Genomic DNA, 25169 nt, shown 5'->3' with positions numbered 1-25169 from the left:
CACCCGGCGCTCAGCGGCCGTAGCTCAGGCGGCGGAGGAGGCGCTCGGCCGGCCCCGGCGTCGCCGTGCGCTCGAGGACGACCGCGACGAGCACCGTGACCAGCCACACGCCGACGGCGATCAGCGCCACCCGCAGCGTGCCCGCCCCGACGCCGAGACCCAGCGCCCACGGCTTCAGGAGCACGACGAAGAGCACCGACTGCAGCAGGTAGCAGGTCAGCGACCGGCGGCCGACCGCCAGGAGCGCCGACAGCACGGCACCGGGCCGGGCGCCCGCCGAGACGCGTTCGGCCCGGCCGGCGGCCCACCAGCCGACGAGGCCGACGAGCGCCAGGGCCCCCGCGACGCCGGTCGTCCCGTGCAGGACGCCGAGGGCGTAGAGGGCGACCGGGCCGGGCTCCCCGACGCCGATCGAGGCGAGCACGAGGGGCAGCGCGCCGAGGATGCTGATCGGGAACCCGATGAGGGCGAGGCGGCGGAGCAGGAAAACGTGCTGCTCGGGGTGCTCGAGCACCCGGCGACGCCCGAGGAGCGTGCCGAGCGCGGCGATCGGCAGCAGCATGGCGACCGTCAGCGGCGCGCTGAAGACGAGGGCGACGAGCGCCAGCACCCGCCAGAGGAGGTCGCCGAGCAGCGTCGTCTGATCGAAGGGGAGCCACGAGAGATCGCCCGCTCCCCCGCCGACGCCGTCGGCGCCCGAGGCGAGCGCGAAGATCGCGAGCGTCGACCAGCCGACGACCCGGAACACCCTGTCGCTCGCCGCGAACATCGCCGCGAGCACGAGACCGAGGGCCCCGTAGCTGAACAGGATGTCGCCCTCGAAGAGCAGCACGACGTGGAGGGCGCCGAAGACGAGCAGCCAGAGGCTGCGTCGCAGCAGGAGCGAGCGGGCCCGACGGCGATCGACGCCGCGTTCGGCCTGACGCCGGACGAGCACGGTGAAACCGTAGGCGAAGAGCAGCGTGAAGAGCGGGAAGGCCCGGTTGTCGACGAAGGTGCCGACGATGACGTCGGCCACGTGGTCGCCGGCCGAGCCGTCGACCGGGCGACCCAGGGGCCCGATCACCCGACCACCGATGTAGTAGACCGCGTTGGCCAGGGCGATGCCGAGCAGAGCGACGCCCCGCAGCAGATCGGGGGCGATGAAGCGCTCGGACGCCGCGATCGGGCCGCTGCAGGCGGTGGGCGGCGGGGCCGCCTCGGTCGGGTGCGGCGCGACGGGGAGGGGCGGGAGACCGGCCGGGCTCGCGGCACCGGAGACGGGCGGTGGAGGAGGATTCGTGCTCACGCGATCAGCCTGGCGGACGGCGCGGACCGGGACCACCGCCGTCAGACGGAGATGGGGGCGCCGCACGAGGTCGCGCGGCCTGGGGAGGACCGGTCAGAGCCGCGCCGCGAGCTCCGGATCGGTCGGCTCGACGAGGTGCGTGCCGTCGGGGAACACGACGACGGGGATGTTCGTGCGACCGCTGACCGCGTAGGCGCGGTCGGCGCCGTCGGCGACGGCCTCGAGGTCGACGTAGTCGTACTCGACCCCGCGGGAGTCGAGCAGCGCCTTCGACCGACGGCAGTCCCGGCACCATTCGGCGCCGAACATGAGGATGCGGTCGGGAGCGCTGTCAGACATGTCCGCGAGTGTAAACCTCGGTTCCGAGGGCCGGCTGGGATCCCCGTCCGCAGCCGACGACCTCCGTGACGAGCCGAGGAGGCGCCGGTAACGTCCGCGACACACGTCGCTGCTAGACACGCCCCATGCTCGAGATCACCGGCGCCACCCGCATCGTCGTCGACGAGGCGACCGAGACCACCGGCAGCCTCTTCGTCGAGGGCGGGGTGATCGTCGACGGGTCGTCGGGCGAGGTCACCGAGACCCTCGACGCGAGCGGCTGCGTCATCACCCCCGGTCTCGTCAACGCGCATCACCACCTGCTGCAGAGCGGGTTCCGCACGCTGCCCGGCACCCGCGGGGTCCCCATGTCCGACTGGCTGCCGACGATGGCGGGGGCCTACGGCGCGGCGGGCATCGACCCGTCGCTCGTCGCCGCGACGGCAGCGGTCGGCGTGGCCGAGGGGCTGCTGAGCGGAGTGACGACCGTCGCCGACCACCACCTCAACTGGCCGGTGCCCGCCGTGTCGGCGGCCGACACCGCGGCGATCGCGCGCGCCGTCGCCGACGCCGCAGCCCTGCTCGGAGGGCGACTCGTGTTCGTGCGCGGCTCGGCGCGCGACGATCCGCAGACGGCGGCGGCCTCCGCGGACGCGATCGTGCGGGGTCTGCTGACCCGCGCCTCCGGGGCCCTCCCGCCCGGCGGCGTGTCCGACGACGGCATGCTGCAGATCGCCGTCGGCCCGGCCGGCGTGCACAGCGACGGCCGCGAGACCTTCGAGCTGCTGGGCGAGGTCGCCGCCCGACACGGACTCCGGAGGCGCACCCAGGCGAACGAGCAGGTCGACGTCGTCATCGCCCTCGAGCGCTACGGGCGGCGACCGCTCGATCTGCTCGACGAGTGGGGCTGGCTCGCCCCCGACGTCACGATCGCGCACCTCTGCGCCGTCGAGCCCGACGAGATCGCCCGCCTCGCGGCCGCCGGGGTGACGGCGACGCACGCCCCGGGCTGCGACCTGCCGATGGGCTGGGGCATCGCCCCCGTCGCGGCGCTCCTGGCCGCCGGCGTGCCCGTCGGACTCGGCACGAGCGGCGGCGGGAGCAACGACGCCGGGCATCTGCTCGCGGACGCCCGGCTGGCTCTGCAGGTCGCACCCCTCGTGGGGCCTCCCGTCCCCGCGCGGACGGTGCTGGGCATGGCGACGGCCGGCTCGGCCGCGGGGCTCGGACGACCCGAGCTCGGGCACCTGCGCCCGGGAGCCGCCGCCGACCTCTGCCTCTGGGACGTCTCGGGCGTGGCGGACGCGGGCGTCGCCGACCCGGTCGCCGGGCTGCTGTGGGCGTCGCCCGGGCGACGACCGCGGGACGTCTACGTGGCGGGGAGGCGCGTCGTCGACGGCGGACGCCTGGTCGGGGCGGACGAGCACGACCTGGTCGACGCGCTCACCGCCCGCCTCGCCCGCTGAGGCGCGGGCCTACAGGTCGAGCACGAGGCGAGGGCAGGCCGCCCGCGAGACGCAGAGGAACATCCGGTCGCCCGCCGCCTGCTCGTCGGGGGTCAGGATCGAGTCGCGGTGATCGACCTCGCCCTCGAGCACGGTCGTCTCGCAGGTGCCGCAGGTGCCCTCGCGGCAGCTCGAGAGCACGAGCACGCCGGCCTCCTCGACCACGTCGAGCACCGAACGGTCGGGCGGCACCGTGACCGTCAGGCCCGACCCGGCCAGCTCGACCTCGAACGACTCGTGCCGCACGGGCTCGCCGACGGCCTTCGCCTCGAAGCGCTCGACGACGACCTGACGCCCGGCGCCGGCGGCCTCGACCGCCGCGACCAGTCGCTCGGGTCCGCAGCAGTACGTCGTCGTGAAGGGGGCCAGGGCCGCGAAGAGCGCCTCGACGTCGAGGCGTCCGCCCTCGTCGGCGACGTGCAGCACGAGTCTCTCGCCGTGCAGGGCGGCGAGCTCGTCGATGAGCGCCATGGTCGAGCGCGACCGGCCGGCGTAGTGCAGCACGTAGTCGAGGCCCGCCGCGGCGGCCGCGCGGGCCATGGCCGAGATCGGGGTGATGCCGACGCCGCCGGCGACGAAGACGTACGACGTGCCGCGCCGCGGCTCGAACTCGAAGTGGTTGCGGGGGCCGGCGAGCCGGACCGTGTCGCCGACGGCCAGGTTCTCGTGCAGCCAGGCCGAGCCTCCTCGTCCGTCGGTCTCGCGCAGCACGCCGATGCGCCACCCGTCGGCGGCCGGGTCGCCGCAGAGCGAGTACTGCCGCACCTCGCCGGTGGGCAGGGCGACGTCGACGTGGGCGCCGGGCTGCCAGCGCGGCAGCGGCGATCCGTCGGCGGCGGCGAGCTCGAAGAGGTCGACGACCTCGGCCGCACGCGTGCGGGCGGTGACGACGGCGTCGAGGGCGGTCTCGGGGAGGCGGGTCGGATCGGTCACACGGGCTCCGGTCTCTGCTTGACGACGAACAGGCGGTAGCCGTCGTCACCGACGGCGCTCCAGCGGTGACGGGTGCCGCCGCCGTAGTACAGGGAGTCGCCCGCGGCCAGAACGCGGGCGCCCTCGTCGTCGAGGTCGACGCGCAGCCGGCCGGACACGACGTGCACGAACTCGTCTTCGGCGTGCACGAAGAAGTCGCCGGGGTCGAGGTTCGCGCCCGACATCTCCATGACGCGGAACGGCCGGTCGGGCGGGGTGAGGAGGCGCGCGGCGGCCTGCCCGTAGCGTCCGGTCGATCCGTCGGCGACCCCGACGAAGCCGACGACCGGCCCGTCGGCCGTGCGCTGATCGTCGACCACCGCGAGGATCTCGACCTGACTCGACCCGAGGGCCCGGGCGATCCGCTCGAGCGACACCATGCTCGGTCGGGCGAGTCCGCGCTCGAGCTGGCTGAGGAACGGATGCGACAGCTGCGCCTCGGCGGCGAGCTGGACGAGGGTGAGCCCGCGAGCGCGACGCAGAGCGCGGATCCGACCGCCGACGGCCAGGGCCTGCGGGTCGACGGGGGCGTCGAGGGACGTGACGGGGGGCCTCCTCGGTCGGGTGGTCAGACGAGGTCTACCACGGGGTCCGGTGTGCTCGGCGAGCAATTAACACGGCGAAACGGTCGCGTCATCTGTCGGAAACGAGCACTCCTTAGATTGACACATGTTGACGCCATCAACATTCTGACCGACCGACGGCCCGTACGCCAGCCCGACCCGAGAGGCCCCCGTGACCCGACTGCCCCGACAGCTCTCCCTGCTGCGGAACGCCACCCTGCCGAGCGGCGAGGTGGTCGACGTGCGCATCGCGGGCGACGTCGTGGAGGCGGTGCTCCCGGCGGGCACGGCACCCGCGGCCCCCGGGATCGAGACCCTCGACCTGGCCGGGCACGTGCTCCTCACGGCACCCGCCGAGCCGCACGCGCACCTCGACAAGGCCCTCTCGTGGGACGCCATCCGCCCGCCGATGGGCGACCTGGAGCTCGCGATCGCCTCGTGGCGCGTCTACGCCGCGACGATGACGGTCGACGACATCGCGGACCGCGCCCGGCGTCAGCTGCTGGCCATGCTCGCCCAGGGCACGACCGCCGTCCGCACCCACGTCGACGTGCTGCTCGGCGACCGGCCGACCCGCGGCGCCGAGGCCCTGGTGCGGGTGCGCGACGAGCTGCGCGGGCTGATCGACGTCGAGATCGTCGCCCTCGCCTCGCAGGACAGCCCCGACTCAGACATCGAGGCCGTCCTCGACCTGGGGGTCGACCTCGTGGGAGGCGCACCCCACCTGTCGAGGGATCCGCACGGCGATCTGCACCGCCTCCTCGACCTCGCCGAGCGCCGCGGCGTCGGCGTCGACCTGCACACCGACGAGAGCCTCGACGGGGCCGTGACCCTCGACGAGTACGCCCGCCGTGTCGCCGACTGGACGACGACCGTCTCGGCCGGGCACTGCACGCGGCTCGGCTCGATGCCCGCCGAGCGTCGCGACGACATCGTCGCGGCCGTGCTCGCCGCCGACATGGGCGTCATCGCGAACCCCATCACGAACCTGTACCTGCAGGGCTGGGGCCACCCGGTCTCGACGCCGCGCGGCCTCACCGCACTGCGGCCGCTGCTCGACGCGGGCGTGCGTCTCGCCGCCGGCGCCGACAACGTCCGCGACCCCTTCAACCCCCTCGGCCGCAGCGACGCGCTCGAGACCGCCATGCTGCTCGTCACCGCCGGACATCTCACGATCGACGAGGCCTACGCCGCGGTCAGCGACTCGGCGCGATCGGTCATGGGGCTGCCCGTCGCGGGCGTCGCCGCCGGGGCCCGTGCCGAGCTGCTGGCCGTCCGGGCCGGCTCGCTGGCCGACGTCGTCGCCGACGCGTCGGCCGACCGCTTCGTCGTCCACGCCGGCCGACTCGTCGCCGAGAGCCGGGTCACCCGCTCGATCGCCGATCCCGCGGAGTCCCTCGCGGAGTCGTCCTCCACGGCGACGCCCGCCTCCCCCCGCCCGACCCTCGCAGAGACCCGGTGACCCGATCATGACCATCGCCAGCCCTCCCGTCGCCCCGCCGGCCTCGACGCGGGTCGACACCCTGCTCGACTTCCGCGACGTCGCCATGCGGTTCGCCAACGGCACCGTCGCCCTGCAGGACGTCGACCTCACCGTCGACCGGGGCGAGTTCGTCACCGTCGTCGGCCCGTCCGGCTGCGGCAAGTCCACGCTGCTGCGCATCGCATCGGGGCTCGAGAACGCGTCGCACGGCAGCGCCGAGGTCGACACCGACCGCATCGGCTACGTCTTCCAGGACGCCACGCTGCTGCCCTGGCGCACCGTGCGCGACAACGTCGAGCTGCTCGCCGAGCTGAACGGGGCGCCGAAGACCGCCCGCCGTGCCGCGGCGCAGGAGTCGATCGATCTGGTCGGCCTGTCGGGCTTCGAGTCGAACCTGCCGAAGGAGCTGTCGGGCGGCATGCGGATGCGCGCCTCCCTCGCCCGCTCCCTCACCCTCGACCCCGAGCTGTTCCTCTTCGACGAGCCGTTCGGCGCACTCGACGAGATCACCCGCGAACGACTGAACGACGAGCTGCTGCGCCTGTTCGTCGAGAAGCGCTTCGCCGGACTGTTCATCACCCACTCCGTGTCGGAGGCCGTCTACCTCTCGACCCGCGTGGTCGTCATGTCCGGTCGCCCCGGGCGCATCGTCGGCGAGTTCGACGTGCCGTTCGACATGCCCCGCGACCCCGAGATCCGCTTCACCGCCGAGTTCGCCGAACTCGTCGGCGAGGTCAGCCACGCACTCCGAGAAGGGCACAACTGATGGCCGTCGACACCCGCGTCTCGCGCACCGAGCCCGCCGCCACGACGGCCACCCGCCTCTCGGGGCCGAAGCCGCCCCGGCGGACGGCCTCGCCGCGGGCCACCCGCATCAGGAACATCGTGCTGCCGATCGCCGTCTTCTTCGTGCTGATCGGCGTCGGCTACGCCATCGCCGCCTACTACGACCAGGTGCGCGGCCTGCCGTTCCTGGTGCCGTACCCGCACCTCGTCGTCCAGGCCCTGCTCTTCGACGGCGACTTCCGCCCCGACCTGCTCGAGGCCCTCGGCAACACGACCCTGATCGCCGTGATCGGCCTCGCGATCGCCATCGTCATCGGCATGGCCTGGGCCGTGCTCATGGTGCAGGCCAGCTGGATCGAGAGCGCGCTGTTCCCCTACGCCGTGGTGCTGCAGTGCATCCCGATCCTCGCGCTCGTGCCGCTGATCGGCTCGCTGTTCGGGTACGAGATGCCGTCGCGCATCATCGTGACGGTCATGTTCGCGCTGTTCCCGATGGTCTCGAACACGCTGTTCGGCCTCCAGTCCGTCGACAAGGGCCAGCGCGAGCTCTTCCAGCTGCAGGGCGCCTCGCGCCTCACCCTGCTGACGAAGCTGCGGTTCCCCGCGGCGCTGCCCTCGATCTTCATCGGCCTCCGCAACTCGGCCGGCCTCTCGGTCATCGGCGCCATCGTCGCCGACCAGTTCTTCCAGCGCGGTGACGGCGGACTGGGCGTCCTGATCTCGGTGATGAACCAGCGCCTCAACGGCGCCGAGATGTTCGCCGCCATCGTCGTCGCCAGCGTGCTCGGCGTCGTCGTCTTCGTCGCGTTCGGCTGGCTCCGCCGCCTCGCGATCGGCCGCTGGTACAGCGCGAACTGAGCCGCCCCTCCCCCGCAGCGCGCATCGCCCAGTCGACCCGCGCCTCCTCGACCACCCCTCCGCACCTCCCGACAGCACCTCCCCGCACCATCCACAGCACACGCTCCACGGCACCCCGCCCCGCACCATCCCCTGCTCCACCCCCGACAGGAGACCCCATGCCCCGCACCTCCCGCGCCTCCCGCACCCTCACCGCCCTCGGACTCGTCGTCGTCACGGCCGCCGCCCTCTCGGCCTGCTCGGGCGGATCGAGCGACGACGCCGCCCCGCAGGCCGCCGCGAGCGGGTCGGCCGTCGACCTCTCGGGCGTCTGCCCCGCCACCGTGGTGATCCAGACCGACTGGAACCCCGAGGCCGAGCACGGGCACGCCTATCAGCTGCTCGGCGACGACTACACCGTCGACGCCGACCAGAAGTCGGTCTCGAGCGACCTCGTCATCGGCGGCGAGCCCACCGGGGTGAAGGTCGAGATCCGCGCCGGCGGACCCGCCATCGGCTTCAACACCGTCCCCTCGCAGATGTACCAGGACGACGAGATCACGATGGGCTACGTCACCACCGACGTGGCCGTGCAGAACTCGGCCGACCTGCCCACCACGGCCGTCTTCGCCGAGAACGACATCTCGCCGCAGATGATCATGTGGGACCCGGCGACCTACCCCGACGTGTCGACCATCGAGGAGCTGGGCGCCGAGCTCGAGGCCGAGGGCGGGGTCGTCCGCTACTTCGGCGGCGCCGCCTACATGGACTACCTCGTCGGCAACGGGATCGTGCCCGAGTCGGTCACCGACGGCAGCTACGACGGCACCCCCGCGAAGTTCGTCGTCGCCCAGGGCAAGGACGCGCAGCAGGGCTTCGCCACCGCCGAGCCGTTCGTCTACGAGAACCAGGTCTCGGCCTGGGGCGAGCCGCTCGACTACCAGCTGATCAATGACACCGGCTACCCGATCTACCCCGAGGCCATGTCGGTCCGCACCGGCGACCTCGAGGAGCTCAGCCCCTGCCTCGAGAAGCTCGTGCCCGTGCTGCAGCAGGCCGACGTCGACTACTTCGCCTCGCCCGAGGCCACCAACGAGAAGATCGTCGACCTCGTCGACCAGTACGACACCGGCTGGGTCTACGACGAGGACGTCGCCGCGTACGCCGTCGACAAGATGAAGGAGCTGAAGATCGCGACCGACGGCGACAACGGCTACGTCGGCGACATGGACGAGGAGCGCATGCAGACGATCATCGACCTCGACACGGAGATCTTCGAGAAGCAGGGCTCGACGCTGAAGGAGGGCCTCGCGCCGTCCGACCTGTACACGAACGAGTTCCTCGACGACACGATCAGCCTCGGCTTCTGATCACCCGGGGGCCCGGTGCGAGCCGGGCCTCCTCCCTCCTCTCCAGACAGGACGCACCATGAACGACATCCGTCCCCCCGCAGCCCCGGAGGCGCTGGCCGCCCTCGAGGGCGAGCTCCGCACCCTGCTCGGCGAGCGCGGCGTCTCGGTCGAGCTCGCCGCCCGCGAGAAGGCGTCGGTCGACGGCTCGCGGCTCTCGCCCGTGATCAGCGAGCAGCTGCCCCTCGGTCTCGCCGACCTGGTGGCCTACCCGGCGAGCGCCGAGCAGATCGCCGAGGTCGTCGCCGCTGCGGTTCGCCACGGCGTGCCGGTCACCCCGCGCGGCAAGGGCACCGGCAACTACGGCCAGGCGATCCCGATGTCGGGCGGGCTGGTGCTCGACATGACGCGCGCCAAGGCGATCGTCGAGGTCGGCGACGGCTTCATCACCGCCGAGGCCGGCGCGACGATGGTCGCGCTCGAGCAGGCCGCGAACAAGGCGGGGCAGCAGATCCTCATGTACCCGTCGACGGCCCAGTCGTCGCTCGGCGGGTTCCTGTCGGGCGGCTCGGGCGGCACCGGATCGATCAAGCACGGGTCGAACAGCTCGGGCTTCGTCACGGCGCTCGACGTCGTGCACGCCGCGCCCGATGCCACCCTCGTGCACGTCGAGGGCGACGACGCGCAGCCGTACGTGCACAACTACGGCACGGCCGGCGTCATCGCCCGGGCGACCGTGCAGCTCGAGCCCCTGCAGGACTGGCGCGGCTTCTTCGCCAGCTTCGACACGTTCGAGCAGGCCCTCGGCCTCATCAGGCCGTTCGCCGACCTCGAGCCGACGCCGCGGCTCGTCAGCGCCGATCTGCCGACCCTGGCCGACGCGCTGCCGGCCGACCCCGGCATCCCCGCCGGCCGGGTGAGCCTCCGGGCCATCCTCGACGTCGCGACCGTCGCCGAGGCGAGCCGGATGGTCGAGGAGGCGGGAGGCCGTGTCGAGGACGTCCGCGAGGGCGCGCAGACGTCGATGAAGATCAGCATGATGTCGTACAACCACCCGATCGAGTGGCTGCAGAAGGCCTACCCCGACACGTACTTCCATGTCGAGGTCTCGGGCGACGCCCTCGTCGACCGCATCGACGAGGTGCACGCCGTCTACCCCGGCGGCATGCTGCACATCGAGTCGCAGCACGGTCGGCCGATCGGCATGCTCGCCGGCGTCTACACGAGCGCCGCCGACGTCTACGCGGGCTTCGAGAAGCTCAAGGGCCTGGGCGTCGGCTACCACAACCCGCACCAGTGGTACGTGGACTTCGAGCCCGCGCGCACGCGGGCGCTGGCGGAGACGACCGACCCCGACGGGCTGCTGAACCCCGGCAAGCTCGTCGACCCGCTGACGGTCGGCGGCCCCGACACCGGGGTCAAGGGCGGGCATCCCGTGCCCACCGGACGCATCGGCGTCGACACCGGGGTGAAGGTCTCGTGAGCGGCGTCGACGGGTCGACCCGCGCCTCCTCGGGTCGCCCGCCCGGCCGCCGCTCGCGCGACCTCGTCGAGCTGAGCGGACCCGCCGCGGCCTCGGCCCTGACCGAGGACAGCATCCTCGTGCTGCCGACGGGCGCCATCGAGCACCACGGGCCCCATCTGCCGCTCGCGACCGACTGGCTGATGGCCGATCTGATCGGCCGGGCCGTCGTCGAGGAGGCGGCTGCGGCCGGGCAGGACGTCTGGCTGCTGCCGTCGCTCGCCTACACCAAGTCGGACGAGCACCACTGGGCGCCCGGCACGATGTGGCTGACGGCCGAGACGCTGCTGCAGACCGTCGTCGACATCGGACGCTCGGTCGCGGCGACCCCGGCCCGCACGCTGGTGTTCTACAACGGGCACGGCGGCAACATCGCCCTGCTGCAGGTCGCCCTGCGCGAGCTCCGCCGACGGTTCGGTCTGCGCACCTTCCTGATGGGCAGCGGGATGGCGCCCGGCGACGGCGTGAACGGACCCGACGAGCACGGCTTCGGCGTGCACGGCGGGCACAGCGAGACGTCGATGATCCTGCACCTGCGCCCCGACCTCGTCGACATGACGCAGGCCGACCGGTGGATCCCCGATCACATGATCGATCTCGAGTACGTCCGGTTCAACGGCGGACCCGTGCACTTCGGCTGGCTGAGCGACGACTTCGGCCCGGCGGGCGTCGTCGGCGACGCCAGCGGGGCGAACGCCGAGTGGGGCGCGACGCTCTACGAGACGGCGCTGCGCCGGGGCGTCGAGTCGCTGGCCGAGATCGCACGGTTCCGGCACCGTCCGGCGCCGGGGCCGGTGGGGTTCGGGGCGTGAGCACCGTCGACGTGGGCTCCGCGGGCGCGAGCTCCGTGGGTGCCGGCCCGGAGGGTGCGAGCCCCCGGGGCGCGAACTCCGTGGGTGCGGGTCCGGTGCGCGTGCCGGACGACGCCTGGGCCCTGCTCGCCGACTGGCTGCCCGGGGACGACGACCCCGACCGACCGCAGATCACCCTCTCGACGGTCGACGCCGACGGCGGGCCCGACGCCCGCACCGTGCTGCTGAGCTCGTTCGACCGCGACGGCTTCGTGTTCCACACCGACGCCGCCAGCCGCAAGGTCGCGCAGCTCGAGGCGCGCCCGCAGGCGGCGATCACGGTGCTCTGGCCGGGGTTCACCCGGCAGATCGTCGTGCGGGGCGTCGCGTCGCGTGCCGACGCCCCCGCGATCGCCCGGGCCTACCGCGCACGATCGCCGTACCTGCAGCAGCTCGCCTGGCTCAACTCGCACGACTTCGCCGGGCTGCCGCTCGAGGAGCGCCGTGCCCGCTGGGCCGCCTTCGAACGCGAGCACGCCCACGGCTTCGAGCAACCGGCGGGCTGGACCGGCTTCGTCGTCCGGCCCACCCGCCTCACCTTCTGGACCAGCGCGCCCGACACCGCGAGCCGCCGCCGGGAGTGGTCGCTCGGGCCGGACGGCTGGACGCACTCGTACCGCGCGGGCTGATCCCCGCACAGGGTTCGAGCCCGGCGTCCGATCCACGCGACGGGCGGACCGTGCCGACCCGAGCCTCCTCGGCTGGAAGAATCGGACCACCGTGCCGTGACGAAAGGACCCCCGTGAAGAAGTTCCGTGCCGACCAGGCGCGCATGCACCTGATCATGATGCTCGCCCTGACCTTCACGACCGGCATCATCGACGCCGTCGGCTACCTCGGCCTCGACCGCGTGTTCACGGCGAACATGACGGGCAACGTGGTGATCCTCGGCATGGCGATCGCGCAGGCCGACGGGCTGCCCATCGTGGGCCCGATCGTCGCGCTGGTCGCGTTCATGATCGGCGCCGCGCTCGGCGGGGCCCTGCTCCGCTCGGCTCGCGCGGGCTGGTCGGGTCGCAGCACGATCGCGTTCTCGGTCACCGGCACGGTGCTGCTCGGCCTCGGGGTGTCGTGCTTCGTCGTGCTGCCGGTCGAGGGGTCGCCTTGGGCGTTCACCATCACCGGGCTGCTCGGCGCGGCCATGGGTCTGCAGGCCGCCGCGGCGCGGAAGCTCGCGGTGGCCGACGTGACCACCGTCGTCGTCACCTCGACGATCGTGGGGCTCGCCTCCGAGTCGAAGCTCGCCGGCGGCACGGGCAAGAACTTCCCGCGACGGGTGCTCGCGGTGCTGATGATCCTGGTCGGCGCCGGGGTCGGCGCGCTGCTGCTGCAGGTGCACATCGGCATCGGCATGGGGACCGCGGGCGGGCTGACGCTGCTCGTCGCCCTCGCGGGTCACCTGCTGCGGAAGCGCCGAAAGGAGCTCGAGGCGGAGGCGGCCGAGGCAGCCGCCGCCGAGGAGGCGCGGGTCGCGTCGACCCCGGAGGGCACCCGTGCCTGAGCCGGTCGTCTCCATCCCCGTCGACCTCGTGCTGCGCGCCGAGCGGGTGCTCGTCGACGGCGAGTGGCGGGCGGCCGCCGTGGCCGTGCGCGACGGCGTCGTCGCCGAGATCGGACCCGTCGACGCGCCGTTCACGACGGTCCGCGTCGACGACGACCGTCTGCTGCCGCCCGACCAGGTGCTGCTGCCCGGCATCGTCGACACCCACGTGCACGTGAACGAGCCGGGTCGCACCGAGTGGGAGGGCTTCGCCTCGGCCACCCGCGCCGCGGCCGCCGGCGGCGTGACGACGATCGTCGACATGCCGCTGAACAGCATCCCCCCGACGGTGACGGTCGAGGCGCTCGACCTGAAACGGGCCGCCGCCGCGGCGCAGTCCGTCGTCGACGTCGGCTTCTGGGGCGGGGTGATCCCGTCGAACCTCGGCACGGGCGACCTGCGAGCGCTGCACGACGCCGGCGTCTTCGGCTTCAAGGCGTTCCTCTCGCCCTCGGGCGTCGACGAGTTCCCGCACCTGTCGACCGAGCAGCTGTTCGCGGCCCTCCGCGAGCTGACCGCCTTCGACGGCCTGCTGATCGTCCACGCCGAGGACCCGGACCAGCTCGACGCCGCCGCGGCCTCGCTCGAGGTCACGGCAGGAGGCGCGGTGTACGACGACTTCGTGCGGTCGCGCCCCGAGGCGGTCGAGCAGACCGCGATCGAGCACGTGATCGACGCGCTGCGCGAGACCGGCGGGCGGGCGCACGTGCTGCATCTGTCGTCGGCGTCGGCGCTGGCGGCGATCCGGGCGGCCAAGGCCGAGGGCCTGCGACTGACGGTCGAGACCTGCCCGCACTACCTGACCTTCGACGCCGAGTCGATCGGCGACGGCGAGACGCAGTACAAGTGCTGCCCGCCGATCCGCGACGAGCGCAACCGCGAGCTGCTCTGGGAGGCTCTCGTCGACGGCACGATCGACGTCGTGGCCTCCGACCACTCGCCGTCGACCGCGGCGCTGAAGTTCGCCGGCGACGGCTCGTTCGACCTCGCCTGGGGCGGCATCGCCGGGCTCGAGGTGAGCTTCCGCGCGGTGTGGACGGGGGCGCGTGCTCGCGGAATCCCCCTCGAGAGGGTCGTGGGCTGGATGTCGTCGGGCACGGCGGGGCTCGTCGACCTCGGGGCCGGCTCGACCGCCGGACGACCGCCGAAGGGGTCGATCACGGTGGGCGGCGCGGCGGACCTCGTCGCCTTCGCGCCCGAGACGCCGTTCACGGTCGACGCGACGGCGCTCCGGCACCGCAACCCGGTCTCGGCGTTCGACGGCGCGACCCTGATGGGCGCCGTCGCCGGGACCTGGGTGGCGGGCGTCCGGGTGGACTCGGACGCGCCTCCCGCCCGTCTGCTCAGCCGGGGCTGACCTCGAGGGCGGGGAGGGCGGCTAGCCCGCCGCCTCCTCCGCCGCCGTCGGCAGCTCGCAGCGGAACTCGTGCCGGCCGTGCCGGACCTCGACGGTCGTGCCGTCGGGCAGCGAGACCGATCCGCTGGTACCGACCGGGAGCGCGACCGTCAGGAGGAACGCTCCCCGGTCGATCCGCCACTCGGACGAGATCTCCCCGTACGGCGACAGGTGCCGGCCCGACGCGTGCGTGAGACCGCCGCCGGGACGCGGCGCGAACCGCACCCGGCGCCATCCCGGCGCCGCCGGCGCGAGTCCGGCGACCGTCGAGTGCAGCCAGTCGGCCACGGCGCCGAGGGCGTAGTGGTTGAAGCTCGTCATCTCGCCGGGGTTGACGGTGCCGTCGGGCAGCATGCTGTCCCAGCGCTCCCAGATCGTCGTGCCGCCCATGTCGACGGTGTACAGCCACGACGGGCACGACCGCTCGAGCACCAGGTCGTAAGCGCGGTCGACGTGTCCGGTGCGGGTGAGCGCGGGTGCCACGACGGGCGTTCCCGCGAAGCCCGTGGCGATGCGGTTGCCGGCCTCGGCCACCAGCTGGGCGAGACGGTCTCCGCCGGCCCGCGCCTCCTCGCCCTCGATCAGACCGAACTCCACGGCGAGACCGTAGGCCGTCTGGGCGTCGCTCGTCGTCCGGCCCCGGCCGTCGGTGTACCGGCCCACGAAGGCCGCGCGCACCTCGTCGGCGATCGCGCCGTACCGGGTGGCGTCGTCGTCGCGCCCGAGCACCTCCGCGGTCAACGCCAGGTGCCGGGTCGACCAGTGGAGGTAGGCCGTGGCGACGAGGTGACGATCGGTGAGCGCGTCGGCCGGATCGTCGGGCGGGGCCGCCGGATCGAGCCAGTCGCCCAGCTGGAAGCCCTCGTCCCAGACGCGGTCCTCCCCCGCCCGCTCGAGGATCAGGTCGACCCAGGCCTTCGCCGAGTCCCACTGCCGGGCCAGCACGCCCGCGTCGCCGAACCGCTCGTACAGCGTCCACGGCGTCAGCACGGCGGCGTCGCCCCAGACCGCTCCCGGCTCGATCGGCTCCCACGACGGACCGCCGGGGATCCGCGGCACGAACCACGGCACGGTGCCGTCGGGCAGCTGGTCGATGGCGAGGTCCTGCAGCCACGAGCCGAGCATCCCCGAGCAGTCGAACAGGAAGGAGGCGGTGGGCGCGAACACCTGGATGTCACCCGTCCAGCCCAGACGCTCGTCGCGCTGCGGGCAGTCCGTGGGGATGTCGACGAAGTTGCCTCGGGTGCTCCAGAGGACGTTCTCGTGGAGGCGGTTCACGCCCGTGTCGGAGCTCTCGAACCAGCCGGTCCGCTCCATGTCGGTGTGGAGCACACGGGCGACGACGGCCGCGGGGTCGAAGTCGCCCGGCCAGCCGGTGATCTCGGCGTAGCGGAAGCCGTGCACGGTGAACCGCGGCTCCCACGTGACCGGGCCGTCGCCGCGGAGGGTCACGACGTCCTCCGCCGCGGCCAGGCGCAGGGTGCGTCGGTAGAGCTCGCCGTCCTGGACCACCTCGGCGTGATGCAGGGTGATCTCGCGTCCGGCCTCGCCGTCGACCGTGATGCGGAGGCGCCCGACGAGGTTCTGCCCGAAGTCGAGCACGACGGTGCCGCGCGGGGTCGTCCAGTGCTCGACCGGCCGGACCTCCTCGGTGCACCGCACCGGCGGCTGCTCGGGCGCGACGAGCGTGGCGGGGTCGCGTCCGGCCACCGCGACCGGCGTCCAGCCGTCGAGGTCGGCGCCCGCGATCGACCAGGCGTCGTCGTCGAGCCGGAGGTCATGACGCTCGCCGTCGTAGAGCCCGCTGAACGAGATCGGGCTGACCCGCGCCTCCCACCGGTCGTCCGTGGCGACGACCACGCGCCTCCCGTCGACGAGGTCGACCTCGAGCTGCGCGATGAACGAGAGATCGGTGCCGTAGAGGTCGTGGTAGCCGCCGTTGAAGCCGAGGCGACCGCGGTACCAGCCGTCGCCGAGCCAGGCGCCGATGACGTTGTCGCCCTCGACGAGCAGTTCGGTGACGTCGTGGGTGCGGTAGCGGAGTCGGGACCCGTACGAGGTCCAGCCCGGCGAGAGCTCGTCATCGCCGACCCGTGCGCCGTTGATCTCGGCCTCGAAGACGCCGTGGGCCGACGCGTAGAGGCGGGCGGCGGCGACGGGGGCGTCGAGCCGGAACCCTCGGCGCACACGGGACGGACGGCGATCGGTGCCGGGCGCCTCGCCCCAGGCGCCGCCCACGGGACGGGCCTGCCAGTCGGTCGGCAGCAGCAGCCCCGTCTCGACGGGCGTCGGGTCGCTCCAGGGCGAGACGGAGCCGTCGACGCCGGTGACCCGCACCCGCACCAGGACGCGCTCGCGCGAGCCGAGGTCGGCGAAGGGCCAGGCGACCAGCACCTGCTCGTCGGTCTCGAGGACGGACGTCCGGGTCGCGCCCGAGCGGGTCTCGAGGGCGATCTCGACCGAGGACTGCCGCCAGCCCGAGGGCCCGTCGAGACGCCATGAGAGGCGGGGCCGCGGCGTGCCGAGGCCGAGGGCCGGCCCGCCGTGCTCGATCCGGAGGTCGATGACCGTCGCGCTCATCATCAGCCCTTCACCGCGCCGGCCGTCAGGCCCTTCTGGACCTGCTTGTTGAGGAACAGGTAGATGACGAGGATCGCCACGACGTTGAGGCAGATGGCGGCGAAGAGCGGCCCGTACTGCACCGAGCCGAACTGTCCGGTGAAGTTCAGGAGTCCGACCTGCAGCGTGCGGAGCGAGCCGGAGTTCGTGAAGGTGAGGGCGATGAGCAGGTCGTTCCAGAGCATGAAGAACTGCACGAGACCGACCGTGAAGAGCGCGTTGCGCACCATCGGGAGCCCGACGAGGAAGAACGAGCGGATGAGTCCGGCGCCGTCGAGGGTGGCTGCCTCGAAGATCTCGCGCGGGACGGCCCGGAAGAACGTCGCCATGAGGAAGACCGCCAACGGCAGGCTCGTCGCCGTGTAGGTGATGAGCAGGGGCCAGAGCGTGCCCGTCAGGCCGAGTCGGAAGTAGGCGGCGAACAGCGGCAGCAGGATCATCTGCGTCGGCACCATGATGCCGGCCAGGAACGTGATGAGGATCGCGCCCCGACCCTTCCAGACCAGCACCTCGAGCGCGAAGCCCGCCATCGAGCCGAACAGCAGCACGAGCAGCAGCGACGGGAAGACCGTCAGCACCGAGTTCGACGCGTACTGGGCGAAGTTCCCCTGCGTCCAGGCGAAGACGTAGTTGTCGAGGTTCCACTGCTGCGGCAGCGCCCAGACGGGCTGCTCGAGGAACTCGGTCTGCGTCTTGAACGAACCGAGCACCATCCAGACGAGCGGTCCGACCACGATGACCAGGAGGAGCGCGACGAGCACGCCGCTGACGATCTGCCCGAGGCGGCGCCGGGGCGCGAGACGGCGACGCGGTCTCGGAGCGGAGGCGACGGCGGACGGGACGGGGACGGTGGTGTCGACGGAGGTCATCGGTCAGTCCTTCGTGAGGTCGCGGCGGTTCGCGCGGAAGATGAAGACGGTCACGAGCAGGGACACGATCGTGAGGAGGAACGCGACCGTGCTGCCGTAGCCGTACTGCCCGAAGCGGAACGACGTGTCGAACATGTAGATCGTCAGCGGACTCGTCGACGTCCCCGGGCCGCCGTTGGTGAGGGCGAGGATGCTGTCGAAGACCTTCAGCGTGCCGTTGACCGAGAAGATCAGCGAGGAGATCAGCACGGGCAGCGACAGGGGCAGGACGATCCTTCGGACCAGGCCGAAGCCCGACGCGCCGTCGATGCGGGCCGACTCGAAGACCTCTTCGGGGATGTCGAGCAGGCCCGCGTAGAGGAGGACGCCGTAGAAGCCCATCGACCGCCAGACGTCCATCACGATGATCACGAGGAACGCCGTGCCTCCGTCGCCGAACCAGTCGACGGACGACAGGCCGATCGCCTCGAGGGCGGTGTTGACGAGGCCGTTCTGGGGCGCGATGGCGAACATCTGCTGGAACAGCAGCGCCACCGCGACGGTCGGCAGCACGACCGGGAAGAAGACCAGGGTGCGGACGGCGCTCGACCACCTGCGGAGCACGAAGACGTAGAGGAGCGACAGCAGGTAGCCGAAGCCGACCTGCAGGACGGTCATGAGGACGGCGTAGCGGACGGTGAGCAGCAGCGCGTCGCGCACCCGGGTGTCGGTCACGAGGCGCTGGTAGTTCTCGAGCCCGGAGAAGGTGAACCCGGTGATCGCGTTGCCGCTGGTGAGGGTGTAGCCGAACGACACGATGATCGGGACGAGCATCACGACGGAGTAGATGAGCAGCGCGGGCCCGATGAGGATCAGGGTCGCGCGCCGGTCGCCGAGCAGGGGGTTCATGAGGGGCCTTCGGTGCGAACGGACGGTCGGGGCGAGGGGGTCGCGAGTACGGGTCGCGAGGGGCGGATGGCGCGGGGGCGGGGGGGRGGGGCGGGGTCGCGTTCGTCGCCGCCCCTCCCCCTCGCGGGAGGCTCTAGCCCAGATCGCCCTGGACGAGCGTCATGAACTCCTCCGCCGTGATGGCGCCGGTGACGAGCTGCGCGGCGTTCTGCTGCGAGGTGGTCGTCGCCTGCGTGCTGAAGTACGCCTCGAACCACGGGATGGTCGTGTCGGTCTCGGAGATGCGGTCACGCACCTCCGTCGTCAGGGCGTTCCCCGCCGCGTCGCCCGACACCGTGAAGCCCGAGATGCGGCTGCTGTCTTCGAGGGCGACCTGTCCGTAGTTCTCGGCGATGCAGGCGACCCACGCCTTGCTGTCGTCGTTCAGCGCACTCGGGTTGATCGTGAAGGGCAGTCCGACGTTCGCGACGAGCTCGCTGCTGTCGCCCTGGCCGCCCTCGACGTCGGGGAACGGCAGATAGCCGATGGCGTCCTCGCCGATCTGGTTGGCCGTGTCGTCGGCGAAGTTGCTCAGCACCCAGCTGCCCATGTAGAGCATGGGCGAGCTGCCGTTGAGGAACTCGTTGATCGAGGTGTCGTAGTCGATCGAGCCGACGCCCTCGCCGAAGTAGCCCTCGGCGCCGAGGTCGGCGATCTGCTGGGCCGCGGCCACGTACTCGGGATCGGTCAGCGAGGCGTCGCCGTCGGCGACGGCCTGCAGGGCGTCGGGGCCGAGCTCGCGCTCGATGAGATTGCCGACGAGGCGCGTCAGAGGCCAGCCCTGCTCGCCGCTGGCGGCGAACGGCGTGAGCCCGGCGTCCTGGAAGGTGGCGGCCGCGGCGACCACGTCGTCCCAGCTCTCGGGCACCTCGACGTCGTTCTCGGCGAACTGGTCCTTGTTGTACCAGATGCCCTCGATGTTGTATTCGGTCGGCAGCACGAGGAACTCGCCGTCGTAGAGCGACTCGACGGTCGACCGGGCGGCGGGCTCGATCGAGTCGGCCACCCCCAGCTCGTCGAAGAGCTCGTCGAAGTGCGCGACGAAGCCGGCGTCGTCGAGCTGCTGCACGAGCTCGTTCGTGTCGACGGCGTACATGACGGGCAGACCGCCCTGACCGGCGAGGAGCTGGACCTGCTGGTTGAGGTTGGTCTGGGGAACGGTCTCGATCTTCAGCGGCATGGCCTCGTCCTCGGTCGCGCAGGCGCCGTCGGCCAGGGTCTGAAGCGTTGCAGGGACGACCTCGTTCTCGACGTTGCCGAGGACGGTGAACTCGGTGGCGGCCTGACCCGCTCCCCCACCGGAGCACGCGGTGAGGGCGGCGATCGAAAGGCCGGCGACGGTGAGAGCGGCGACACGGCGAGCGGTGCGGGGCATCATTCCTCCTTGAATGGTGGTGCCTCAGAAAAGTTGAAGCGCTTCATAATCAACTCACCGGATGGGGCTTGTCAATACCCGACCGAGACCGGTCGCGAGCTAAGCTCGGCGCCACGATGACCACCTCGACGCCCTCCTCACCTCGACGACCGCCCGTCATGGCCGACGTGGCACGGCTCGCGGGCGTCTCGCTGGGGACGGTCTCGAACGTCGTCAACACCCCGGCGAGGGTGAAGCCGGCGACGAGGCTCCGGGTCGAGGACGCCATCGCCTCGCTCGGCTTCACGCCGAACACCTCGGCCCGGACGCTCGCCGCGGGTCGCGGCACCCTCGTCGGTTTCGTCGCGGTCGACCTCGGGAACTCGTACTTCCTGGACATCGCTCGCGGCGTCGAGCGCGAGGCCGACCTCAGCCGGCAGTCGGTGCTGCTCGGCAACTCCGACGTCGATCTCGACAAGCAGACCGGCTACCTGAAGCTGTTCGAGCAGGCGCAGGCGGCCGGCATCGTCCTCGCCCCGTTCGACGGTCCGCTCGACGAGGCACGACGTCTGCGCCGGCGCGGTCTGCGTGTGGTGCACGTCAACTGGCCGGGTGAGCCCGACGAGAGCTGCGGCGTGGTCGTCGACGAGGTGCTCGGCGGTCGCCTGGCCGCGCAGCACCTCCTCGACCAGGGACGCCGACGGATCGTCTTCGTCGGAGGTCCTCTGGATCTGACAGCCGTCCGTCACCGGTTCGAAGGCGCCTCCGCGGCGACCCGCGAGGCCGGGGCGCCGCTGGAGCTGATCACCACCGCGGCGCTCACCGTCCGGGCCGGGCTGGCCGTCGGGCGCGACCTGGTCGCGCACGAGCCCTCGGCGCGACCCGACGGCATCGTCGCCGCCTCCGACGCCCTCGCCTCGGGCATCGTCCAGTCGCTGCTGCTCGGCGGTGTCGGCATCCCCGACGACCTGTCGATCACCGGCTACGACGACAACCACTTCGCGCAGGGCACGACCCTGCCCCTGACGACGGTGGGGCAACCGGGCGTCGAGATGGGCGGCCAGGCGATGCGCCTGCTGCGCGACGAGCTGGAGAACCCGGAGACCCACCGCCACGAGACGGTCGTGCTGCCACCCCGCCTGATCGTGCGGGGCAGCTCGCTGCAGGTGCCGGTCGACGGGGTCTGAGCCGGGCAGGAGGCGCGGCCGTCGTGCGGCTCGTCGCCGACGCCTCAGACGCCGCCCGCGGTCGGCACGGGCCAGACGTACTCGAGATCGGCTGGGTCGCCTCCGAAGACCTCGGCGTAGAACTCGGGCGCCTTGGCGAGGAGCTTGGAGCGGTGCGACCGGTGCACGTCCTCGCGGCCGAGCCACGACGGCGGCACGATGTCGCCGCGGCGGTAGGCGTCGGCATCCTCGGGCACCGCGTCGAGGGCGAGCAGCGTCTTCTCCAGGCAGGTGTCCGCGAAGCCGCGCGCGACCCACACCGAGCAGGTCTCCGCCTGATACGCCATGAGGGCGGGCCGATGGCCGCGCCACATGGCCGTCACGGGATGCCGCTGCCAGCCGTAGCCCGGAACCGTCAGGGCGCGCATGACCTGCAGCGTCTCGACCCGCTGCTTGCCGAGGCGGCGGTCGTCGAGCACCTCGGCGCTGAGGCGGAAGTCGGAGTACGGCAGGAACGTCTGCATCGCCCCAGCCAACACGGCGATCACCGACGAGGTCGCACGCACGTGGGGCGGCCCGGTCGATGGCGTGGGGCCTCAGTGGTCCTGGCCGGAGGTGCTGAGGCCCGGCAGGAACCCGGAGGGGAGCCCGGCTGTCGGCACGATCACCATGTCCTGCACCTTCCAGTCCATGTCGACGCACTCGGAGCGGGCCGCCTCCAGATCTTCGAGGGACGGAGTCGTGCCCTCCAGAGGGACGACGAACGACTCGACATGGAACACGTGCCCGAGATCGCGCACCCGGGACCTCGCCTCCTCGACCCAGGGCAGCGCGGTCAGATGCTCGTCGATGCGATCGGACAGAGGGTGGGGGGCCTCGTCGTCGTAGGTCCTCGCCCGTCGGTCCATCAGACCCGCGACGGCGCCCCTCAGGTTCCGCAGGCCGTCGTGCAGGATGCTCACCGAGATCAGCAGCGCTGCGACGGAGTCCGCCCACCACCACCCCACGCCGATCCCGACGATCCCCGCGATCGCGGCGGCTCCGGTCATCCAGTCGGCCTTGTTCATGTCGGCGTCGGCGTACAGCACCTTGTCGTGCAGCGTCTCGGACAGCGTCAGCTTGGCACGGCCCAGGATCACCGGGGCGACGGAGGTCACCGCGAGCGTCGCGATCATCAGCCAGCCGAGCCACACCGTCCGTCCGAGCACCTCGATCCCGCCGATGGTCGGATGCTCCGCGATGACGAGCTTGAATCCCGAATCGACGATCAGGTAGGCGCCCATCACCAGCAGTGCGACCGCCGCGACGAGATGGGCGATCCCCGTGGCTCGATGAAGACCGTAGGGATGATCGCGTGTGGGCGGACGGCGGATCACCCGAGTGGCCATCAGGAACGCGATCGGCGGCAGGAACGAGAGCAGGTCCTCGATCCAGGCCACCCGCATCGCCTGCGAGCTGCCGAGCACCAGGAACATCAGCGTCGCGGTCACGGTGAGCACCCCGATCGTGACCCACTCCAGCCTGACGGCTCGTCTCAACGCGTCCCGTTGCTCGTCGGGCAGCTGCGTATGGCCGAACTCCGCCGTCCGGGTCGCGTCCCTCATCGCGGGTCGCCCGAACCGAGCAGGAAGGAGTCGAGCTCGAACAGCAGGGCGTTCTCCCCCAGCGGGACCAGCATCACGTGCTTCACCGTCCCGCCTCGTCCGTCGATGCTCTCGGTGTACGGACGGGTCATCCCCGCTTCCTCGGACCACGGGGTGTCCTCCGAGAGCCCGCCGATGACGAGATCGAGTTCGCCGTCCTCCAGCCCGGCGACCAGCGCCTCCTCGCTTCCGGAGGACCAGGCCACGTCCGCATCGAGGGTCGACGCGAACGATCTCACGAGATCCGGCTCCCGGCCGGCGGGATCCTCCCCCTCGCGGAGATCGACCCACGAGCCGTTCGCCGTGGCACCCACCCTCAACGTGCCTCCTCTCGCCCTGTCGAGCGTGCCGTCCGGATCGGTGGGGATCGTCGCCCCGCAACCGGCTGTGAGGAGCACGGACAGCCCGCAGACGACCATCGCCCTCACGATCGGACCTCTCGACACGTCCCCACCCCGCTCAGTCGGGGAGTCCACGAACGGACTCCGCGTCGCCATCCTCCGGGCCCGTCGGAGCACCGTGTCGAGGGGTGGCGTCCCCCGGCGTCGACGGAGTACAACGACCTCACGACCGACACCGCGGCATGAGGAGACATCGATGACGATTCCCACGCGCAGCTGCCCACGCTGCCAGTGCACCGGGTCGATGATCGCGGGCAGGACGCCCGGGAGCGCGACGCCCTCGGTCCGGTGGACGTGCCGGCACTGTCGTCACCACTACGACACCACCAGGGACTACTGGGCCTTCGCCGCCCTCGTCGGACACCGGCCCGCGTCGCCGTCGCCGTCCCGGAGGACGGCCACCGGCGACCTCACCCGCGCCTCCGGCCCCGACCCGAGCGGGCTCGGATGGTAGCGGCCCCGGCGGCCCCCGGCAAGTCCCCTCGGCGCCTCCGCCCCACCCGAGGGAGGGCGACGTTGACTGGACGGATGGCGCGAGTGCGGCGCCGCCCGACCCCGCGGGGTCGGCCCGCGAGACAGGGAGACGACAGATGAGAGCCATGACCTACCGGGGCCCGTACAAGGTGCGCGTCGAGGAGAAGGACGTGCCGCGCATCGAGCATCCGAACGACGCGATCGTCCGGGTGACGCTCGCGGCGATCTGCGGCTCCGACCTGCACCTCTACCACGGCCTCATGCCCGACACCCGGATCAGTCACACGTTCGGCCATGAGTTCATCGGCGTCGTGGAGGAGGTCGGCTCGTCGGTGGAGACCCTGAAGAAGGGCGACCGCGTCATGGTGCCCTTCAACATCTACTGCGGCTCGTGCTGGTTCTGCGCCCGCGGCCTGTACTCGAACTGCCACAACGTCAACCCGAACGCCACCGCGGTCGGCGGCATCTACGGCTACTCGCACACCACGGGCGGCTACGACGGCGGCCAGGCCGAGTACGTCCGCGTGCCGTTCGCCGACGTCGGTCCGAGCATCATCCCCGACGACATCGCCGACGAGGACGCCCTGCTGATGACCGACGCGCTCAGCACCGGCTACTTCGGGGCGCAGCTCGGCGAGATCGCCCAGGGCGACACGGTCGTCGTGCTCGGGGCCGGCCCCGTCGGCCTGTTCGCCGCACGGTCGGCGTGGTTCATGGGCGCCGCCCGCGTCATCGTCGTCGATCACCTCGAGTACCGCCTCGAGAAGGCCCGCACCTTCGCGCACGCCGAGACGCTGAACTTCGCCGAGCACGACGACATCGTGGTCGAGCTGAAGAAGCAGACCGACCATCTCGGTGCGGACGTCGTCATCGACGCGGTGGGTGCGGAGGCCGACGGCGACCTCGTCCAGCACGTCACGAGCGCGAAGCTCAAGCTCCAGGGCGGCTCGCCGATCGCCCTCAACTGGGCCATCGACGGCGTCCGCAAGGGCGGCACCGTCTCGGTGATGGGCGCCTACGGCCCGATCTTCAGCGCCGTCAAGTTCGGCGACGCCATGAACAAGGGCCTGACCCTCCGCATGAACCAGGCCCCGGTCAAGCGCCAGTGGCCGCGCCTGTTCGAGCACATCCGCGCCGGCCACTTCACGCCGAGCGACATCGTCACCCACCGCGTGCCGCTCGAGCACATCGCCGAGGGCTACCACCTCTTCTCGGCGAAGCTCGACGGGAACATCAAGACCCTCGTGGTTCCGGGGTCCTGACCCCGCCCGCGCCGGCGACCGCCCCGACACCAGCAGTCACGACA

The 25169-nt window shown here is 72.1% G+C and carries 23 protein-coding genes; 12 read left to right on the top strand and 11 right to left on the bottom strand.

Annotation, left to right across the window (positions count from 1 at the left end; all coding sequences use genetic code 11):
* Positions 1 to 10: 10 nt before the first annotated feature.
* Positions 11 to 1288, bottom strand: a complete 1278-nt coding sequence (locus tag ASF17_RS00440; RefSeq protein ID WP_082475027.1) for a DUF418 domain-containing protein — start codon at positions 1286 to 1288, stop codon at positions 11 to 13.
* Between the two features lie 93 nt (positions 1289 to 1381).
* On the bottom strand, positions 1382 to 1627 hold the full coding sequence (locus ASF17_RS00435; protein WP_055794195.1) for a glutaredoxin family protein: 246 nt from the start codon (positions 1625 to 1627) through the stop codon (positions 1382 to 1384).
* A 125-nt stretch (positions 1628 to 1752) separates the two neighbouring features.
* Between ASF17_RS00435 and ASF17_RS00430 the strand changes: the two genes are divergently transcribed.
* Positions 1753 to 3072 (top strand): amidohydrolase family protein, encoded by a 1320-nt coding sequence (locus tag ASF17_RS00430; protein WP_055794192.1) that lies wholly within the window; start codon positions 1753 to 1755, stop codon positions 3070 to 3072.
* A gap of 9 nt (positions 3073 to 3081) precedes the next feature.
* Here the strand turns inward: ASF17_RS00430 and ASF17_RS00425 are convergent, their stop codons facing one another.
* Both ASF17_RS00425 and ASF17_RS00420 read right to left on the bottom strand, forming a co-directional pair.
* Positions 3082 to 4044, bottom strand: a complete 963-nt coding sequence (locus tag ASF17_RS00425; protein WP_055794190.1) for a PDR/VanB family oxidoreductase — start codon at positions 4042 to 4044, stop codon at positions 3082 to 3084.
* The gene (locus ASF17_RS00420; protein WP_235476275.1) at positions 4041 to 4694 is read right to left on the bottom strand and encodes a helix-turn-helix domain-containing protein; all 654 of its coding nucleotides are present in this window, start codon (positions 4692 to 4694) and stop codon (positions 4041 to 4043) included. Before ASF17_RS00420 ends, ASF17_RS00425 begins: the two co-directional genes overlap by 4 nt.
* Before the next feature lie 124 nt (positions 4695 to 4818).
* On the opposite strand from ASF17_RS00420, the gene ASF17_RS00415 reads away from it, so the two are divergent.
* The 9 genes from ASF17_RS00415 to allB all read left to right on the top strand — a co-directional run bounded on the left by ASF17_RS00415 (position 4819) and on the right by allB (position 14371).
* Entirely contained in the window at positions 4819 to 6108 is a 1290-nt protein-coding gene (locus ASF17_RS00415; RefSeq protein ID WP_055794188.1) for an amidohydrolase family protein, read from the top strand.
* 7 nt (positions 6109 to 6115) lie between these two features.
* Positions 6116 to 6895, top strand: coding sequence for an ABC transporter ATP-binding protein (locus ASF17_RS00410; protein ID WP_156357238.1), 780 nt, complete (start codon positions 6116 to 6118; stop codon positions 6893 to 6895).
* Positions 6895 to 7773 (top strand): ABC transporter permease, encoded by an 879-nt coding sequence (locus ASF17_RS00405; protein WP_055794186.1) that lies wholly within the window; start codon positions 6895 to 6897, stop codon positions 7771 to 7773. Before ASF17_RS00410 ends, ASF17_RS00405 begins: the two co-directional genes overlap by 1 nt.
* Positions 7774 to 7931: 158 nt before the next feature.
* Positions 7932 to 9122 carry a hypothetical protein gene (locus ASF17_RS00400; RefSeq protein ID WP_055794185.1) on the top strand — a complete coding sequence of 397 codons (1191 nt, stop codon included), beginning with the start codon at positions 7932 to 7934 and terminating at the stop codon, positions 9120 to 9122.
* Positions 9123 to 9180: 58 nt separating this feature from the next.
* Positions 9181 to 10584, top strand: a complete 1404-nt coding sequence (locus ASF17_RS00395) for an FAD-binding oxidoreductase (RefSeq protein WP_055794183.1) — start codon at positions 9181 to 9183, stop codon at positions 10582 to 10584.
* Positions 10581 to 11435, top strand: coding sequence for a creatininase family protein (locus tag ASF17_RS00390; protein WP_055794181.1), 855 nt, complete (start codon positions 10581 to 10583; stop codon positions 11433 to 11435). The genes ASF17_RS00395 and ASF17_RS00390 overlap by 4 nt, the downstream gene beginning before the upstream one ends.
* A complete protein-coding gene (locus ASF17_RS00385; RefSeq protein ID WP_055794179.1) occupies positions 11432 to 12103 on the top strand; it encodes a pyridoxine/pyridoxamine 5'-phosphate oxidase in 672 nt (223 codons plus the stop codon). The genes ASF17_RS00390 and ASF17_RS00385 overlap by 4 nt, the downstream gene beginning before the upstream one ends.
* A 113-nt stretch (positions 12104 to 12216) precedes the next feature.
* Positions 12217 to 12975, top strand: a complete 759-nt coding sequence (locus ASF17_RS00380) for a DUF1275 family protein (RefSeq protein WP_235476273.1) — start codon at positions 12217 to 12219, stop codon at positions 12973 to 12975.
* Positions 12968 to 14371 carry an allantoinase AllB gene (gene allB / locus ASF17_RS00375; RefSeq protein WP_235476271.1) on the top strand — a complete coding sequence of 468 codons (1404 nt, stop codon included), beginning with the start codon at positions 12968 to 12970 and terminating at the stop codon, positions 14369 to 14371. The genes ASF17_RS00380 and allB overlap by 8 nt, the downstream gene beginning before the upstream one ends.
* Before the next feature lie 21 nt (positions 14372 to 14392).
* Here the strand turns inward: allB and ASF17_RS00370 are convergent, their stop codons facing one another.
* The 4 genes from ASF17_RS00370 to ASF17_RS00355 all read right to left on the bottom strand — a co-directional run bounded on the left by ASF17_RS00370 (position 14393) and on the right by ASF17_RS00355 (position 20200).
* Complete coding sequence (locus tag ASF17_RS00370) at positions 14393 to 16993, bottom strand: glycoside hydrolase family 78 protein (RefSeq protein WP_326933890.1); 2601 nt, start codon at positions 16991 to 16993, stop codon at positions 14393 to 14395.
* Positions 16993 to 17898 (bottom strand): carbohydrate ABC transporter permease, encoded by a 906-nt coding sequence (locus ASF17_RS00365; protein WP_055794178.1) that lies wholly within the window; start codon positions 17896 to 17898, stop codon positions 16993 to 16995. The genes ASF17_RS00370 and ASF17_RS00365 overlap by 1 nt, the downstream gene beginning before the upstream one ends.
* Before the next feature lie 3 nt (positions 17899 to 17901).
* The gene (locus tag ASF17_RS00360; protein WP_055794175.1) at positions 17902 to 18786 is read right to left on the bottom strand and encodes a carbohydrate ABC transporter permease; all 885 of its coding nucleotides are present in this window, start codon (positions 18784 to 18786) and stop codon (positions 17902 to 17904) included.
* 133 nt (positions 18787 to 18919) lie between these two features.
* Entirely contained in the window at positions 18920 to 20200 is a 1281-nt protein-coding gene (locus ASF17_RS00355; RefSeq protein WP_156357236.1) for an ABC transporter substrate-binding protein, read from the bottom strand.
* Between the two features lie 116 nt (positions 20201 to 20316).
* Here ASF17_RS00355 and ASF17_RS00350 point away from each other — a divergent pair, with 116 nt between their 5' ends.
* Positions 20317 to 21366 (top strand): LacI family DNA-binding transcriptional regulator, encoded by a 1050-nt coding sequence (locus tag ASF17_RS00350; protein ID WP_055794170.1) that lies wholly within the window; start codon positions 20317 to 20319, stop codon positions 21364 to 21366.
* Positions 21367 to 21410: 44 nt separating this feature from the next.
* Here ASF17_RS00350 and ASF17_RS00345 read toward each other — a convergent pair whose 3' ends face one another.
* From ASF17_RS00345 to ASF17_RS00335, 3 genes are all read right to left on the bottom strand, one after another.
* Positions 21411 to 21869, bottom strand: coding sequence for an MSMEG_6728 family protein (locus ASF17_RS00345; RefSeq protein ID WP_055795448.1), 459 nt, complete (start codon positions 21867 to 21869; stop codon positions 21411 to 21413).
* 72 nt (positions 21870 to 21941) lie between these two features.
* Positions 21942 to 22949: a cation diffusion facilitator family transporter gene (locus ASF17_RS00340; RefSeq protein WP_055794168.1), complete on the bottom strand. Its 1008-nt coding sequence runs from the start codon at positions 22947 to 22949 to the stop codon at positions 21942 to 21944.
* Positions 22946 to 23308 (bottom strand): transporter substrate-binding domain-containing protein, encoded by a 363-nt coding sequence (locus ASF17_RS00335; RefSeq protein ID WP_326933889.1) that lies wholly within the window; start codon positions 23306 to 23308, stop codon positions 22946 to 22948. Before ASF17_RS00335 ends, ASF17_RS00340 begins: the two co-directional genes overlap by 4 nt.
* Before the next feature lie 671 nt (positions 23309 to 23979).
* Here ASF17_RS00335 and ASF17_RS00325 point away from each other — a divergent pair.
* A complete protein-coding gene (locus ASF17_RS00325) occupies positions 23980 to 25125 on the top strand; it encodes a zinc-dependent alcohol dehydrogenase (protein ID WP_055794163.1) in 1146 nt (381 codons plus the stop codon).
* Positions 25126 to 25169 lie beyond the last annotated feature (44 nt).

It is taken from the genome of Frigoribacterium sp. Leaf263, assembly GCF_001422285.1.
Lineage (GTDB): Bacteria > Actinomycetota > Actinomycetes > Actinomycetales > Microbacteriaceae > Frigoribacterium.
This window is presented reverse-complemented; position numbering and strand designations above follow the sequence as displayed.